Consider the following 15420-nt stretch of genomic DNA (forward strand, 5'->3'; position numbering starts at 1 on the left):
GGACATTTTGTATTCAAGTGATTATGATGGATACATGGCTGTTTAAAGGAGGTCATATTTTTGGATTTTAGGAGCGGGTTGAATAGTGATAAACCCCAGATAATAAATTTACTAGCAGATTCATTTAAAGAGTACATAACTACTAAGAACATGTTCCAACAAGAGTTTCGTTCAAGTGCTAAATTTGATAAGTTAATTAAAAAATATTTTGCGCTAGAAGTTAATGTATTTATGAAAAAAGGTTTGGTTTATGTTGGAGCTGACGGAAAGGGAACGCCTAGAGCTGTTGCTCTAATTGAATTTAATCAAGGAAGACAGATCAGTTTTTGGGACTATCTATCAATGGATGGTTTGAAAATATTACCTGAAATCCTAAAGAGTGGATTCAATGGTTTCAATGCATTCGATATCTTTAAATTCGAAGATCTTTTCGATAAGGTTAAAGGTAAGAAGAAGTGTGTTGTTGAATATCTAGCAGTTGATAAATCCTTGCGTGGTCAAGGTATCGGTAGCAAGATGTTGAACAATCACATTAGTCCTTACGTGAAGAAGATTGGTTACCGAAATATTATTTTGGAAACTAACACTAAAAAGAATGTTACTTTTTATAAGAAGAATAATTTCTCAGTACGCTCAGTTAAGAAAGTTAATTTGAGTCATGGGGATGTAAAAGATTGGGTCTTGTCTAAGGCCATTTAAATACGACACCTGCGGGTGGCGTATTTTTTTTGCAACTAAATATTGTAGGTTATTAAAGGATGCTGTTTCCAGAGCTGAGAGTATTCATCTGCTGCGTGGCAAGGTTCGAGCCAAAGAGCGGTCTCGAACCTCGGTTGAAGCCCTGCAAAACCAGCAGGTCTCCAACACGTCCGGTGGTGTAAATAACCTAAAGCCATAACGCCACTTTTGCTGCGGATAAATATCTCAGCTCTTCCAACTAATTCACTTTTAATTAGATGAATGTTCAACTGAATACGTCTGATTATTTGAATGAATTGCTACAACAACAGTTATATAAAATTTTTAGCTTTCAATTTGCGATTATAAATAACAAAAAAGAGCCGTCCACCTGTGTGAACGACTCTTTTTTAATAAAAACAACTGATTCTACCGTTTAATAGAATATCAGATTGTAAGGATAGTGAATCTTTTATTAAGGAAACTTAATTTTTCTTATGTTTTTTTTAAACGGATTCAGTTAATCCCCAGGTTAAAGTTCCGTTGTAAGCTCCTGGTAACGTATTTGCAGATAACCTAATTTGCCAATCACCTGCACCGACGTAACTTGTTAAATTGATGGCACTATCGTAATTAGTGAAGTTTGAACTTTGAATAGTTGTACCTGTTGGGGTTAAGGCCTTCCATGTACCAGGATCTGAGTCCTTGTCGGTTCTTTGCCTGATAAAGAGTAGGCCTGAGGCATCAGCAGGTAGTGTTTGACCAGAACTAGTTTTCATTTGTGTTTCCGAATTATCGTTGTCGTAGGAAACCGTGACATTATAAGGATTATTGTCCGGGTGAGTAACGATTAGTTCACCAGTTGTGCTGACATTGTTCAAAGTTTTATCTTTGCCATACATGTTTGTTGAACCAAAGTTGATATTGGTTGGATAACTAGTAATGGCATTGACGTTTTGAATATTTATATCAGCACCAGTTGAAAATTGTTTTGGAAAACTTTGATCTCCGGTGGTGTTTACGTTGGTGATATACGCCGTGTTGGTTATTTTACCTGCAGTTGCAGCAGTAACTTTTGCACTGAATTCGATTTTTACACGTTGACTTTTTCCAACAGCATGAATAGTACCAGTGTTAATGTGGGATTGAGTGTAGCCACCAGTATCATCATCTTCAGGGCCCCAAATTTTGATAGAATGTGTATCTAGTTCCAAACCATCGGGCAAATCGTCATCAATTACTGCACCGGCTTGAAGTGTATCCGTACTGGTGCTATTAACCGTGTAGAGAATTTGGTAATCAACGATATCACCATTTTTAGCATCGACACTGGTTGTATAATTGGTATCGCCATGTTTCTTGATTAATTTGGTAAAAGAATAGTTGTAAGCAGGTGGTTCAACTTTAATATCAACTGATGCGTGGAAAGTTTTCTGCGTAGTTTCATGGTTCCCGACATCTAGACCTGTGAAGTTAGCTTTGTTAGTGATAGTATTTTCACCTCCAGAACTTGATAGAGCAGCATTAGTTATTTGTGCTTCAAAAGTCACTGTAGCGTATTGCTCATCAGTTAATGACAAGGCTGGTGGGATTGTGATGGTGTTAGTGGAAGAGTCATAATCACTTGGGTCCAGAATTTGCGTTGCACCATAATTGTCAGTTAGTTTTAAAGTACTGGGGTCAACGTGAAGTCCAGCAGGCAATTCATCGACCAATTTATCATATTGCCATTGTGCTCCATACCCATTGTTGATCATTTTTAAACTAAATTTTAATTTATCACCGACTTTATTAGTACCGTCAGTTCTAGTTTCATTAGTGTATGTTTTCGTTGGAGTGGGAATTGAGTAAGGTTTAGCTGTGACGCCGATGGTAGAACTGAAGTGAGCCGTTTCACTGGGAGCTAGAGTTGTAGAATTCCATTTTAGAATATATGCGGTATCAACAGCCCCAGTCAACTTTGTTCCTTGGTGATTATTATTAGTTTCAGCACCGGTACCGGTTACTTTTCCATCAGTTAATCCAGTGGCCCAATTGTCTGATCTTACTTGTCCATTATATGAATCAAAACCATCTGGTGTTTGATTAGTTACCATCAATCGAAAGTCTTTACCTGCATATGTATCACCGATATAAATTCCTTTTTTGTCGCCTAAATCATAAACGGGGACCATATCATTACCACCATTACTGTCACCCAATTTGGTATCTTCACCAAACAAAGTGATAAATTCCGCAGGACTGGAGGCAGTATTTTTAACGTACATCTCACGCTGAATAATTGCAGAATTAGTTGGGGATGGTCTTAAAAGTATTTCAACATCCATATCGTAGGTTCCGTTTTTATATCCACTATTATTGGATCTGGTGAAATGTCCAGTAATTTTGTATGCAGGATTACCATTTGAATCTGTTCCGTAGTAGTAGGCTTTATTAGCCAATCCGGTATTACCGGTACCGTTTAAAGAACCAGGATTTCCTAAAATTGAAAAGGCTGATGAGGTTATTCCGTTTAAAGATGTTGCGGTACTAGGCGCAATCATAAAATTAGGTGATGTGGGAGAAACATTTTCCCTATTTGTTGATGAATTGGTGTAACCACCTTGAAAGACTGAACTAATATAATCTCCATTATTGTTCAAAAAAACATTCATTTTGGAATATTGGGAATTGATACCTTTTGAAATGGAATCACTTGCTACAGTGTAATCTCCTCCGGTAGTCACTTTACCGCTTGTATTTTGAGCCAGACCAAAGGCATAGCCTAATTCCAAATTTTTTCCATCAATAGGTAATTCACCGACTTTATTGTAGGCAGAGCTAGTCCAATTAGTAATGCCGTCGTTAAATTCGTATGGACCAACAGCTGCTGCTGAAACAGTATTACTAAAGCAAGTAAAGGCTAATGGTATGAAAAACAAACTAATTAAAAATAATTTCAGATTATTTTTAATATTCATAATTATTTCCCTCCAAGAGATAATATTTGATAATCATTTAGTCAGTTTATATAGATGATATTTAGTTATACTAATTCACTTATCATGATATATTATATAGTCTTTTGAGTATTATTATGTTTCACTTTTCATAAAGAGTATTATAAAATGTTGGCTTAGTTCAAAAAATGGGAGTAATAGTTTCTCGACTATTGACTTTTTTGTCATTTAATAAGGATAGAAGACTAATTTTCAGAAAATTGCTTTAACTGTGTTCTAGCTTGCTATATTCATAAATAATGAAAATTAAATAAAGAAATAGAGACTATGTTAAACTTTAAGCAATGTTTCAATAATCAGGTATTGGAAGGTATATAAATATGACAACGGAAATCACCGGTAATTTTTCAGATAATAAAATAACACTACAGTTAAATGATTTAGGAATAATTAATTATTATTTCACTAAACCAAAGGAAATTGATGAGGAATCAATTTTTATCATTATGAAAGATCAATTAGTAATTGGCATGAGTTACGGCAGCCTTGATGATTTGGACGATACGGAGAATTTTATCGAGCTGATCGTTCCAGAAAATATTATTCCGGCTGACTTTTTCTATTTCTTAACTTTGGAGATGGAACAAGCAGGTTATGAAATTAACGTTGGTTATCAAATGACTATTTCACCAGAATCAACTAAGGTTTACGCCAAATATTGGGAAACTATTATGCCATTGTTGAAGGCTTTTGGGCTCCTAATTGTTAAGCCAAAGAAAGTTGCTGCTAAACCTCGTCATAAGTTTTCTGCCGCCTTGGCTGACGTGCCATTTTCGATTGATTACATGGGCAGTAAAGCAACTGTTTTTTGGATCAAACGCAATGAATTTGTTGTTAAAGCGGGAGCTAACTTAGTTGCTGAAGCTCCGTTGACAAAGGCTGGCGTGATTGGATTTGCCGGTAAATTTGGTTTACGTTTACGTGATGAACATGCGGATGTGATTAAAGATAATGTTTTAACAGATGATGTTAAATTACGCAGCGTCAATGAAGTTGGCACCTTCCTTTACTTTGCTGGAACCAACAGTTGGCTACAATTGAAGTCACCTGAGGGTAAAACGTTAAACGAATTGACTGTGGTCAAGTAAAATCTGTATTGACAAGGTCTCTTAGAATGATAGGATTTTCATATGTTGATCGTCAGCTTAGTGCTGGCGGTCTTTTTTTGAGGGGGCTCGGAGATGAAGAAAGTAACTGCACAAGTGTTGATAATTGGGGCTTTTCTAGAGTCAGTCGGTGCCAGTTTTATTTGGCCAATCAATACGATTTTTATTCATGATTATTTGCATAAATCGTTGGCTGTTGCTGGGACTGTTTTATTCTTTAATTCGATACTGACATTTTTAGGAAATTATGCTGGTGGAAAATTGTTTGATAAAATTGGTGGTCACAAAACGGTTATGATTAGTACCATGATAGGGATGTTGGCCTTAGTTGGCTTAATTTTTAATCATGGATGGCCAGCTTATCCGATTCTTTTACCGATATTAGGTTTTGGTGTCGGTAGTGCATTTACGGTTATTAATTCGTTTGGGGCTCAGATTGATGAAGTAGATAAATATAAATTATTTAATGCCATTTATGTTGGAACTAATTTGGGGAATGCAATTGGTACAGCCTTAGGCGGCTATATTGCCGGCATTCAAATGACATTGGTTTTCATCGCTAATTTTATTTTTCTCAGTATGTTCTTTTTATTGGCAGTCTTTGGGTATGGTAATCGGACTGTTACGGCTGAACATGTACAAAAAAGTGCTGGAAAGATTAAGTCAAAATTAAAACCAGGGACTGCCTTAATAGCTATTTTCTTAGGTACGACTTGGGTTGCATATTCACAGTGGAGTAGTAATATTTCCGCTCACCTGACTAAACTCGGCATTCCGGTCAGTAAATACAGCCTTTTGTGGACAATTAATGCCGTCGTAATTGTTGTGTTTCTACCATTAATAAATCATTTGGCTGAAAACAAAGATTGGTTTAAAAAGATTCAGATTCCAGTAGGTGTCATTTTCTTCATTGCTGCCTTTGTAACATTAATTGGTGCAACAAAGTATCTGTCATTCGCAATTGGGATGGTAGTGTTGACATTAGGTGAAATGCTTGTTTATCCAGGTATCCCAGCGTTAATCAGTGAATCGACTCCTAATTCTGAAGCCGGACGTTATCAAAGTATCATTAGTATGGCAGCTACTTTTGCTAGGGCGATTGGACCGTTGCTTGGTGGAATGTTGATCATGCATAGTTCTTACGATGTGATGTATTTGGCCGCAATTGGTGTCTTGATTGTGTCGATATTTATTTTCAAACGTGGTCGCAAAGAATTATCTCGAGGTATTACAGCTGAATAAATAGAAAAAATCCGTCATATTGGGAATGAGTTTCCTAAATATGACGGATTTTTTTTACATATAACAATAGGTTATGATTCTTTATTTATTATATGTATTAGACATGGAGTTGCTATGCGGTTATTGTAGACATAATCATTAAGTTAGGAGTGAATGACTGGTTATATGAAAAAACGTCGAGTGGTTTTTACCTTATTATTAACATCTTTATTGGTAGTACTGGGGTTTGCTTTCCATAATAGTGAACATGTTGTTTTGGCTAAGAGTGCGAAAATAGATGTTCAGGTCGGTAAAAAACATCTTAAGGGATCGTTGAATAATAGCTCAGCCGCTAAATCTTTGAAGAAGAAATTACCTCTGACAACTGTGTTTGTTAAAGGTAGAGCTGGATTGGATGAAAATACAGCTGATCTGAACTTTAATCTGAGTACTAAGAAGATGCCTAAAGGTGCCAGTGCCCAAAAGGGTAATATTGGTTATTGGTCACCGGACAAAAGGCTAGTATTTTACTTGGGGAAAGTTGATTACTATGAAGGAATTCACATTATCGGCCATTTCAACTCTAAGAATGATTTAAAAGTTATCAAGAATATGAAAGATAATCAAAAAGTAATTATTAAACTACATAAATAAAAAGAGGATTTTAATATGAAAACTGTAATGATTATTGGTGCGCATGGTGCCACAGCTAGAATTTTAACTAAGAGATTATTGGATGAAACTGACGATAATTTGGTTTTATACCTCAGAGATGCTCAACGTTTGGCTGAATACGCCGATAATGAGCGTGTAACTTTGGTCGATGGAGACGTTTTGAAAACTGATGAATTAGCTGAGGCGATGAAACCCGCTGACATTGTTTACTCAAATGTTGGTGGAACTGATTTGGCGAAACAAACTCAAAGTATTTTGGATGCAATGGATCAAACTGGCAAGAAACGATTGATCTTTATCAGTGCATTGGGTGCACATCATGAAGTTGCTGGAAAATTTGGCGAATGGAATGAACAAGCTATTGCTGCATTTTTACCAGGTTTCCGTGAGTCTGCTAAATTATTGGAGAGTTCAACTGTCGTTGATACAGAAATCCGTCCTTCATGGTTGACTAATAAGGATGAGATTGATTATGAAGAAACTAGCGTAAATCAACCGATGACAGGAACTGAAGTCTCTCGTGCCAGTGTGGCTGACTTTGCTTTAAAAGTTATTAACAATCCTGAGAAATATCAAAATGAGAGTATTGGTTTGAACAAGCCTAATACTGACGGTGACAAACCTAGCTGGATCTAAGATATTTGTTGAAATATTTGCCACGACTCTTAGAATGGAATCAATAGGATTCGGATTCATGCTAAGGGGAAAAACATGGGAAATAATAAGCAGTCTTTTAAATGGATTATTTTTCTGATTATTATTGTGATAATTGCTGTCGGTGGATTTTTGTTAGTTGGTAATAATAAATCTTCATCGAAGGATAATAATGTTAAAACTTCTCAGATAAAGAAAAAACCTCGAAATAATGTTGCTAACAAGAAACCTGCTAAAGAAGCTGTGGATAAACGAACTCCAGCTGAAGAAGAACGTTATATAGAAGGTGTTGGACAGGCTTTTGGTCAGGAAGATTCCCAGTCAATTCAGAAATATGTCGGTAGTATTTATCAGTCGGCTTTTGTCGATGGATTAGGGATGACTTATATTTGGAAGACTTCTGACGCTAAGTATATCAGGGTTGATAATACTGATAATGGTATTACGATGGTTTATTTGTATGATGATACTGCTGAAAATCATCTGGGGAAGTTACTTTATCAAGGGGAGACTATTAAGCAGATGGCACCTCGGGATGGGTATAATCGGTAAGCTATATTATGTGAAAAGTTATTTTAAAATATGAAGAAAAAACGAATTGGATTTTTAGCACTCAACAATGAAATTGAGTGCTATTTCTATATTCAAAAGATCCAAATTAGATAATACTTAATTTGGTATTGCTCTTAATCAAATATAAGCAAGCATTAAAGCCAAATAAACTTTTTATTTTGGAATTTAATTATTGAACCGGTTTTTATAAAATGCTATTATTTGAACACGATAATAGAAAGAACAGGATCCACATTGTTCAAATAATGTTGTGACTATCTTTCAAATGTGTTTTTTTGAATAAAGAAAGGGGAAAAGGATTATGACAACTGTGTCAATTGGAACAAAGATTGTGGTTAATAATGAATCTGAAAGAAAAAGAATGGACAATATTATTAATAAATCATATACCCCAAAAGAAAAAGAAGAACGCTTAAATAAGATTAAGAGTCACGTGAAATCTAATTATAGGATTATAAATTAAAAATTGAATAATAATGAGTTAAAAGCCATAAGATTGAATACATCATTTTACAATACAGAATCATTAAAATCATTCGACTGTGGTGATAGCAGAATAAATGATTATTTTGTAAATGAAGCTATCGGATTAGATCAAGAGAACATTTTTGCTACTACGATATATGTTAATAACAATGATAATATTGTTGGCTTTTATTCAACCTCAGCTTCACTTTTACTCATAGATAATAGAGACGACGGGCTTGAAAAGTCGGCGACCAGAGAGACAATGACCGAATATAGTGCAATAAAAATTCAATATTTTGCGGTCGATGAACAGTATCAAAATAATGGCGTTGGCATGTCCTTGATGCAAAATATGATTGAACGGTTAATTTTGGCAGATATGAAATATAATATTGGATTTAAAGTTTTATATCTGGAAGCTTTGACCAATGCTATGGATTTTTATGAGTATTGTGGATTTAACTTTTTAAAATCATGGGAATCAGAACAGAATTTAAAAAGTGCAATTATGGTTATGAATTATGAAGAGATGTGTGATAGCGTAGATATTTGAGAGATTCTTTCCTACATTTGATAATAAGGTTACTGAATGAATATCAGTAGATTATTTTTAACAAAGATATTGGACGTGGTTTAGTACAATTGTATTTTCACTTAGGAGATAGTCAAAAAGAAGTTGTTTTCCTCTTGATCAATAATCAAGTAGAAAACAACTTCTTTTATTTTTTCAACCAAGTTTAAGAAAGAACCTAGCTTAATGACAATTAGTTTTTTTTTATTTTCCATAACTTTTACATTGCACCCACACATCTTTTGTTTTTTATTAAATTGATTGCACTTTTGATTGCCATTTTGAATGCCATTCAAGTGGAATAGTATGAAACTATATGAATTTTGAGAAAACAAAAAACCAGTTATATCAAGGCTTACAGGCCTGATACAACTGGTTCAAATCTACAAAATGGAGGTGAGGGGAATTGAACCCCTGTCCAAGCATAATGCTATGCAAGCATCTACACTCATAGTTGTATCATTTAATGTTTCGCCACTCTGAACGCCATACAACCAGGCTAACCACAGTGACTATTCCGGTAATCTCTTTTTAACTATTCAGAATGCACGGTTAAACGTAGCCCAATTAATTTGAGACCCATTTCCAGCCCTTGGGCGAAACTAGAATGGATCACGATTAGACTGTTTTTAGGCAGCTAATGCGTAAGAATTATTATTTTTTGCAGTTATAATAAACTGTGTGTTTTTAGAGGGACACGAAACCCTAAGTGCAGCTTGCACGCTACTACACATGTCGAATCCAGAACACCCCCATGAATGTTCACCTTAATATAATAGCTAATTTTCCATAATATAGCAAATTGTATGACTTAATTATTATAAAAATATTGGTGCGTTAGAGGTGCTAGTTGGCATAAAAATTGTTAAAATACTGGTGTGAACGGAGGTATGCAAATGATAGATGAAAATAACAGCAAACCTTTCTACAGGAGAAACTGGTTCTGGGTCATAATATTTTCAATCTTTATTATCGTGTCAGCCACAACATACGTCGCAAATTTTTCTTTCTATAAAGACCAAGCTGATAAAGCTACCACTAGTCAAAGTAAGAATCTGACTGAAAAAAAGATTGATTCTGATCCTTCATTAGTTGATAAATATAATTCTATTAAAACTGGTAATAAAAAAGGTTTCAGTAAAGTTGAACTCATTGAATTGTTGGGTCAACCAACGACAACTCAACAATTGGATGTCAATAATCCAATTACAACTTTGATTTGGAAAGGGATCGATAACCAGAATGTGACGATTCAAATTACAGTTGAAAAAGATAAAGCCACATCCAAATCGATTCAAGGTCTAGATATTGACCGTAAGAAAATGTTAACTTCCAAAGATTTGGCTAAATTGCAAGTCGGCGATAGCTACAAGAAAGTTATTAATACGTTGGGTGATCCAGATGATTATTCGGATACTAACGGCGTAAAAACTTTAACCTATGAATCAGATTTGTCAGAAATCGACCAAGCATCCGATGCGATGATTAGAATTGAGATTTCCAATAATCAAATTATTAATAAAGAACAGCAAAATTTGAAATAAAAAAAGGTGCATATGTCAAAATACTCGAAATTCGATACTTTGATATGTGCGCCTTTTATTGTGCCAATTTTCTGGCATGTATGATTCCGAAGCCTTTAATTGAAAGACTGGAAATTCCTACTGACATAACAGCTAGGAGGAATGAGAAGATGTCAGTTAAAGCAATGTTGCCTAAGCAGACGATTGCATCAATGATGAATAAACTGATATATTTGTCGACCCCGAAGTTCTTATGGATGATCATTGGGGGAACTGTTGTCCCACCGCTCGACATGTTTAATGTATATAAAATTGCTAAACCAATCCCAAAAATAATACTTCCAACGACTATAGAAATGACACGACTGTTGGGAATCAAATTGTAAACCGGTGTGATATATAACAACAATGGAAGCATGAAACTTCCAAGTGCTAATTTGACCGTTGTTTGACGATCTAAATGTAAGTAAGCCAGTACTAACATCACAATATTTATGACAAGAACCGAGATGAATGTTGGGATTTTCCATCCTGCTTGCAACAAGATAGCAATTCCGGTAGCTCCACCGGCTGCTATACTGTGCGGCTCGAAGAACATATTTAGACTAAATGCGATAAGTTCCAAAGCGACTAACATTATTAGTAGTTTTGCGGACAATCTCTTTTTCTTATTCTTCATATATATAACTATAGCATGAACATACCTTCATGACAATAAAAGTTTTAAATACCTTTAATACTAATATTTCATTAGCATTACTAAGATTACATAAAATCCTGAAAATGTAACTCTGAGGTTGTCGTCATGTAATATAGGCCTGTTAGTATAGCACCATAGCAATTGAGAGAAATTAAATTTTAAACATTAAGGATGTAATTAATTTATGAAAAAAGTTTTATCTATCGCTTTAGTAAGTGCAATGGCTTTAACAGGAATCTTAGCATCAACAAATACAGCACAAGCTGCCGTAACAAATGGCAATACAGTTACAGTTGAAAAAGGGGATTCTTACAAGAGTATCGCCGAAGCTAACGGAATTAGTATTTCTGCTCTAGAACAAGCTAATGGACGTGAAGTTGGCGGATTTGACTTAATCTTCCCAGGAGAAACAGTTACATTACCTGGCGCTACAACTACAACCGCAAATACAACAACTGACACATCTGCTGATACACAAGCTGCTACAACAGCAACCTCAACAGATACTACAAGTGCAAATACACAAACACAACAAACAACAGACACAACTTCACAAGCTACAACACAATCAACAAGTACAACAGGTACATCACAAGGAACATTCAAGATTTCTTTCTATGATCCATCAGTTTTAGGTTCAAACATGGGTTATAGTGGTGTTGCCGCAAATCTTTCAGTATTCCCTAAGGGTACACAATTGAAGATTACATTGGCTGATGGAACTGTATTGTACAGAACAGTTAATGATACAGGAACATTTGCTAACTCAAATTCACAACAATTAGACGTTGCTATGCCTAGTTCATCAATCCCTTCATATGGTGTAACTACAGCTTCAGTTGAAGTTTTATCATAATTTAGAGTAAGATGTACGTGGAACAGACAATTGCAAAAAAAGGTTCTCTATTAATTTAGAGGACCTTTTTGTCGTTTTGGACTGCTTTCAGAATCGAAGATGTTACGAGTACAGGCACATCAGACTTCTTATAAACAGGGCTTCAGTTACTAGCTTAAAAGAAGTGTATTATTAATTAAGAACAAGTTAAGCGCTTACAAAAATAGTTCTACTTACGCATGGTGCTAGTTGATAACCTAGTACAAATATTTCATAGTCTAAAATTGTTTGAATGCTTTCACATTCAACTAATAATGATTAATTAGTCGGAGGAGCTGGGAAATATTTGTGTGCCGTGGTAGTGGAATAAGTACGGAAGGAATCTTCCGTACTTATTCCACCGGACGTGTTTGGAGACTTGACGAACTGTGTCAAGGCTTCAAACCGAGGTTCGAGACCGTATTTTGGCTCGGGCCGTTCCGCACAGCTTGAGAATATTTCCCAGCTCTGGAGACGGCATACTTGACTAGCACCACGCGTTTCTACTATACAATTTTTATAAATTATGTGCTCAAATTTACATTATCATTGTTCTTTTGATATATATCATTTGAAAAATGAGTTAATATTGATAATATGAATTAGTGTATAAGTATTTAAGGAATTACGCTATAATGTGAAAGACACCTAGAACATTGGTTATAACAAATTCTAGACGTCAAAGGATGATGTCGGAGGGAATTTTATGAAGGAAACACCCAAATATGTGGTGGTAGCAAATCATTTACGACAACAAATCCTGGAAAAAGAATATCAAATCAATGAACAATTACCTCAAGAAACTGCAATTGCAAGTTCTCTGAATGTCAGTAGAATCACCGTTAGGAAGGCACTGGACATCCTAGTAGAGGAAGGGTTGATATATAGAATCCAGGGTTCAGGGACTTTTGTCAAAGACAATCAAGCTAACACAGGCTTCAGTCATGGTAAAAAATCTTTAGAAATATTTGATTTCAATAAGTATCAAGTTGATCTATTAAAGTTCGGCGTTGATAAGCCCACTGGCAGCGTTATGGGCCAGTTGAACATTAATAAATTTGATTTTACTTACGGAATAGAGCGTTTGATTAAGGATAAAGACACTGTTATAGCGTTACAACGGACCTTTATGCCAGTGAAAATCATCCAAGGAATGCAGATGGATTCACTAAAAGGTTCTATTTATGATTTTGTAGATAAAGAATTGGATTTAAAAATTGATTCTGCAATTAGAACTATTTCAAGTGAAATATCTGATGAGCAAGTTACTGAAAAACTTGGACTGGATAAGCCAGAACCCTTGATAACAATGGAACAGCGCTCCTTTTTAAGTAATGGACAGATCTTCGAATATTCATATACATACATACGAGCATCGAAGTTTTCAATCCATGAATCAATCTAAGACAATAGAATTATCATTTAATTGATAATTCTATTGTCTTTTTTTACTGTTTCAAATAATTTGTTATAACAAATTAATATTTTGTATTGACACAGAATTATAAATGAACTTATAATGTAACCGTTAACAAAAACGAAGGGGGTTTCAATTATGAAACAATTAAAGATTGCTATTTTCTGTAGCGGTGGATTTTCAACAAGTCTTATCGGTGCCAAAATGCAAAAGGTATATGATGCCGAGGGGAAAGATGTAAAGGTTGATGCATATGACTTTGGTATGGTTGATGAAGTTGGCGATGATGCCGATGTCATTCTACTAGCACCACAAATTGGTTGGGCTTTTGATCAAACTAAAAAGGGTCACCCAAACACAAAGGTTATTCTTCTAACAATGCAACAATTTGGTAGTATGGATGGTCAAGTTCTAGTTGATGTATTGAAAGAGAAAGGAATAGATTAATATGGCAAAGGGAAAAGGTTGGCAAAAGTTCCAGATGGAATTTACCAAGACTGCTGGTAAAATTGCTGCGAACAAATTGCTTCTAACATTACGTGATTCCTTCATCATTGTTGCCGCAACTTCAATGATTGCTGGATTCGCTATCATGATTCAAAATGTTTTCATCGATCCTACTAATGGACTTATCTTTGGTCAACAAGGATTGGGACTTGGTAAATTAATCAGCGGTTCTTGGAAAGCTTGGGCCGCATCAGGCTTATTTAATGGATTAACAACGACTGGGAACTTGATTGGATTAGTTTCTAATGGTTCTCTAAATACTTTCGCTATTCTACTTGTAGTTATTTTTTCACACACATTTTCACGTAAGTACTTCCCAAAGAGTAAGGAACACATGACTTCAGTTCTTTATGCTTTAGGTGCATTCTTCATCTGTATGCCTTGGAAATTCCAATACACACCAGATGGTTCTAAGAAAGCTATCGATGTTCTAAATTACATGGATACTACATTCTTTGGAACAAAAGGTGTTTTCGCTGCACTATTGATTTCCGGATTTTCAGTTTGGATCTACAACAAGGTTCTTGAAAAGAACTTTACTATCAAGATGCCAGATTCAGTTCCACCTGCTGTTGCTCGTAGTTTCGAGTCATTGATTCCCGGTGTTATTACAATGGGTGTCTTCATTATTCTTACAGGTATCAGTACAACATTAACTGGTGAAACAATGCCAGAACTATTACTAACAGCTTTGCAAAAGCCAGCTCTTGCTATTTCTGGTACAGGATTATTTGCCTTTGTATCACAAACTACATGGAGTTTACTTCAATGGTTTGGTATTCACCCAACATCAATTTGGGGACCTATCTTTGGATTAACATGGAATATCAATGATACACAAAACATGTTAGGCCAAGCACATCACATTTATTCAACATTGTTCATGAACTTCTCAACTGTTGCTGCTGGATCATGTTCAGTATCACCAGTTCTAGCATTGATGCTATTTTCAAAGAGACTTGCTGCAAAGAAAGTTTCCAAGATTGCTTTAATGCCTGCTATCTTTAATATTTCAGAACCTGTTACATTCGGTCTACCAATTATCTTGAATCCTTTGTACTTCATTCCATGGCTAGTTGCACAACCATTGGCATTCTACATCGGACTATTCTTTACAAAGATTGGCTTTATCGGACCTATTGTTAACAACGTTCCATGGACAGTACCAACATTGCTATCTGGACTATTGTACACAGGATCTATTAATGGATTGATTGTACAAGCAGTTATCGTTGCAATTACAACAGCAATTTACATCCCATTCATTAAGATGGATAACAGATTAAACCCTGATAATCCTGACAAAGAAATGGAAAACGCTGCTGTAACTGCAGAAGCATAAACCGTCTCCAGAGATGAGAACATTTACCTGCTATGCGGGTAAAGATTCTCATCTCTTCCGATTAATTTGTTAATATAAATGATTTTATTATTATTCTGATTAAATAAAAAAA

General features: G+C 35.3%; 14 protein-coding genes and 1 other RNA gene. 12 read left to right on the forward strand and 3 right to left on the reverse strand.

Annotated features, from left to right (window positions below; genetic code table 11):
* Positions 1-60 precede the first annotated feature (60 nt).
* Positions 61-699 (forward strand): GNAT family N-acetyltransferase, encoded by a 639-nt coding sequence (locus tag AAA923_RS09605; protein ID WP_338216652.1) that lies wholly within the window; start codon positions 61-63, stop codon positions 697-699.
* A 485-nt stretch (positions 700-1184) separates the two neighbouring features.
* Here AAA923_RS09605 and AAA923_RS09610 read toward each other — a convergent pair whose 3' ends face one another.
* Positions 1185-3638: an isopeptide-forming domain-containing fimbrial protein gene (locus AAA923_RS09610; protein WP_338216653.1), complete on the reverse strand. Its 2454-nt coding sequence runs from the start codon at positions 3636-3638 to the stop codon at positions 1185-1187.
* Positions 3639-3997: 359 nt separating this feature from the next.
* Here AAA923_RS09610 and AAA923_RS09615 point away from each other — a divergent pair, with 359 nt between their 5' ends.
* The 6 genes from AAA923_RS09615 (at position 3998) to AAA923_RS09640 (ending at position 8927) form a co-directional block, all read left to right on the forward strand.
* A complete protein-coding gene (locus AAA923_RS09615) occupies positions 3998-4765 on the forward strand; it encodes a hypothetical protein (RefSeq protein ID WP_338216655.1) in 768 nt (255 codons plus the stop codon).
* Positions 4766-4858: 93 nt separating this feature from the next.
* On the forward strand, positions 4859-6025 hold the full coding sequence (locus AAA923_RS09620) for an MFS transporter (protein WP_338216657.1): 1167 nt from the start codon (positions 4859-4861) through the stop codon (positions 6023-6025).
* Positions 6026-6190: 165 nt separating this feature from the next.
* Positions 6191-6658 carry a cyclophilin-like fold protein gene (locus AAA923_RS09625; RefSeq protein WP_338216658.1) on the forward strand — a complete coding sequence of 156 codons (468 nt, stop codon included), beginning with the start codon at positions 6191-6193 and terminating at the stop codon, positions 6656-6658.
* A 15-nt stretch (positions 6659-6673) separates the two neighbouring features.
* Entirely contained in the window at positions 6674-7315 is a 642-nt protein-coding gene (locus AAA923_RS09630) for an NAD(P)H-binding protein (RefSeq protein ID WP_338216660.1), read from the forward strand.
* Positions 7316-7390: 75 nt separating this feature from the next.
* Entirely contained in the window at positions 7391-7885 is a 495-nt protein-coding gene (locus tag AAA923_RS09635; protein WP_338216662.1) for a hypothetical protein, read from the forward strand.
* A gap of 487 nt (positions 7886-8372) precedes the next feature.
* Positions 8373-8927: a GNAT family N-acetyltransferase gene (locus tag AAA923_RS09640; RefSeq protein WP_338216664.1), complete on the forward strand. Its 555-nt coding sequence runs from the start codon at positions 8373-8375 to the stop codon at positions 8925-8927.
* A gap of 406 nt (positions 8928-9333) precedes the next feature.
* On the opposite strand, the gene ssrA is transcribed toward AAA923_RS09640, so the two are convergent.
* Positions 9334-9699: a transfer-messenger RNA gene (gene ssrA, locus AAA923_RS09645) on the reverse strand.
* Positions 9700-9841: 142 nt separating this feature from the next.
* Here ssrA and AAA923_RS09650 point away from each other — a divergent pair.
* Positions 9842-10489 (forward strand): DUF3862 domain-containing protein, encoded by a 648-nt coding sequence (locus AAA923_RS09650; protein ID WP_338216666.1) that lies wholly within the window; start codon positions 9842-9844, stop codon positions 10487-10489.
* A gap of 55 nt (positions 10490-10544) precedes the next feature.
* On the opposite strand, the gene AAA923_RS09655 is transcribed toward AAA923_RS09650, so the two are convergent.
* Positions 10545-11147 carry a YitT family protein gene (locus AAA923_RS09655; RefSeq protein ID WP_338216667.1) on the reverse strand — a complete coding sequence of 201 codons (603 nt, stop codon included), beginning with the start codon at positions 11145-11147 and terminating at the stop codon, positions 10545-10547.
* A gap of 205 nt (positions 11148-11352) precedes the next feature.
* On the opposite strand from AAA923_RS09655, the gene AAA923_RS09660 reads away from it, so the two are divergent.
* The 4 genes from AAA923_RS09660 to AAA923_RS09675 all read left to right on the forward strand — a co-directional run bounded on the left by AAA923_RS09660 (position 11353) and on the right by AAA923_RS09675 (position 15308).
* Complete coding sequence (locus tag AAA923_RS09660) at positions 11353-12024, forward strand: DPBB and LysM peptidoglycan-binding domain-containing protein (RefSeq protein ID WP_338216669.1); 672 nt, start codon at positions 11353-11355, stop codon at positions 12022-12024.
* Positions 12025-12748: 724 nt separating this feature from the next.
* A complete protein-coding gene (locus AAA923_RS09665) occupies positions 12749-13447 on the forward strand; it encodes a GntR family transcriptional regulator (protein ID WP_338216671.1) in 699 nt (232 codons plus the stop codon).
* Between the two features lie 150 nt (positions 13448-13597).
* Complete coding sequence (locus AAA923_RS09670; protein WP_041499302.1) at positions 13598-13906, forward strand: PTS sugar transporter subunit IIB; 309 nt, start codon at positions 13598-13600, stop codon at positions 13904-13906.
* Position 13907: 1 nt separating this feature from the next.
* Positions 13908-15308 (forward strand): PTS sugar transporter subunit IIC, encoded by a 1401-nt coding sequence (locus tag AAA923_RS09675; protein WP_338216675.1) that lies wholly within the window; start codon positions 13908-13910, stop codon positions 15306-15308.
* Positions 15309-15420 lie beyond the last annotated feature (112 nt).

The sequence above is a fragment of the Companilactobacillus muriivasis genome, assembly GCF_036246245.1.
Lineage (GTDB): Bacteria > Bacillota > Bacilli > Lactobacillales > Lactobacillaceae > Companilactobacillus > Companilactobacillus muriivasis.

Coding starts and splice junctions, on each gene's coding strand:
- AAA923_RS09670 (WP_041499302.1), top strand. CDS start 13,598: ATGAAACAATTAAAGATTGCTATTTTCTGTAGCGGTGGATTTTCAACA.
- AAA923_RS09675 (WP_338216675.1), top strand. CDS start 13,908: ATGGCAAAGGGAAAAGGTTGGCAAAAGTTCCAGATGGAATTTACCAAG.
- AAA923_RS09660 (WP_338216669.1), top strand. CDS start 11,353: ATGAAAAAAGTTTTATCTATCGCTTTAGTAAGTGCAATGGCTTTAACA.
- AAA923_RS09620 (WP_338216657.1), top strand. CDS start 4,859: ATGAAGAAAGTAACTGCACAAGTGTTGATAATTGGGGCTTTTCTAGAG.
- AAA923_RS09610 (WP_338216653.1), bottom strand. CDS start 3,638: ATGAATATTAAAAATAATCTGAAATTATTTTTAATTAGTTTGTTTTTC.
- AAA923_RS09665 (WP_338216671.1), top strand. CDS start 12,749: ATGAAGGAAACACCCAAATATGTGGTGGTAGCAAATCATTTACGACAA.
- AAA923_RS09625 (WP_338216658.1), top strand. CDS start 6,191: ATGAAAAAACGTCGAGTGGTTTTTACCTTATTATTAACATCTTTATTG.
- AAA923_RS09630 (WP_338216660.1), top strand. CDS start 6,674: ATGAAAACTGTAATGATTATTGGTGCGCATGGTGCCACAGCTAGAATT.
- AAA923_RS09650 (WP_338216666.1), top strand. CDS start 9,842: ATGATAGATGAAAATAACAGCAAACCTTTCTACAGGAGAAACTGGTTC.
- AAA923_RS09635 (WP_338216662.1), top strand. CDS start 7,391: ATGGGAAATAATAAGCAGTCTTTTAAATGGATTATTTTTCTGATTATT.
- AAA923_RS09615 (WP_338216655.1), top strand. CDS start 3,998: ATGACAACGGAAATCACCGGTAATTTTTCAGATAATAAAATAACACTA.
- AAA923_RS09655 (WP_338216667.1), bottom strand. CDS start 11,147: ATGAAGAATAAGAAAAAGAGATTGTCCGCAAAACTACTAATAATGTTA.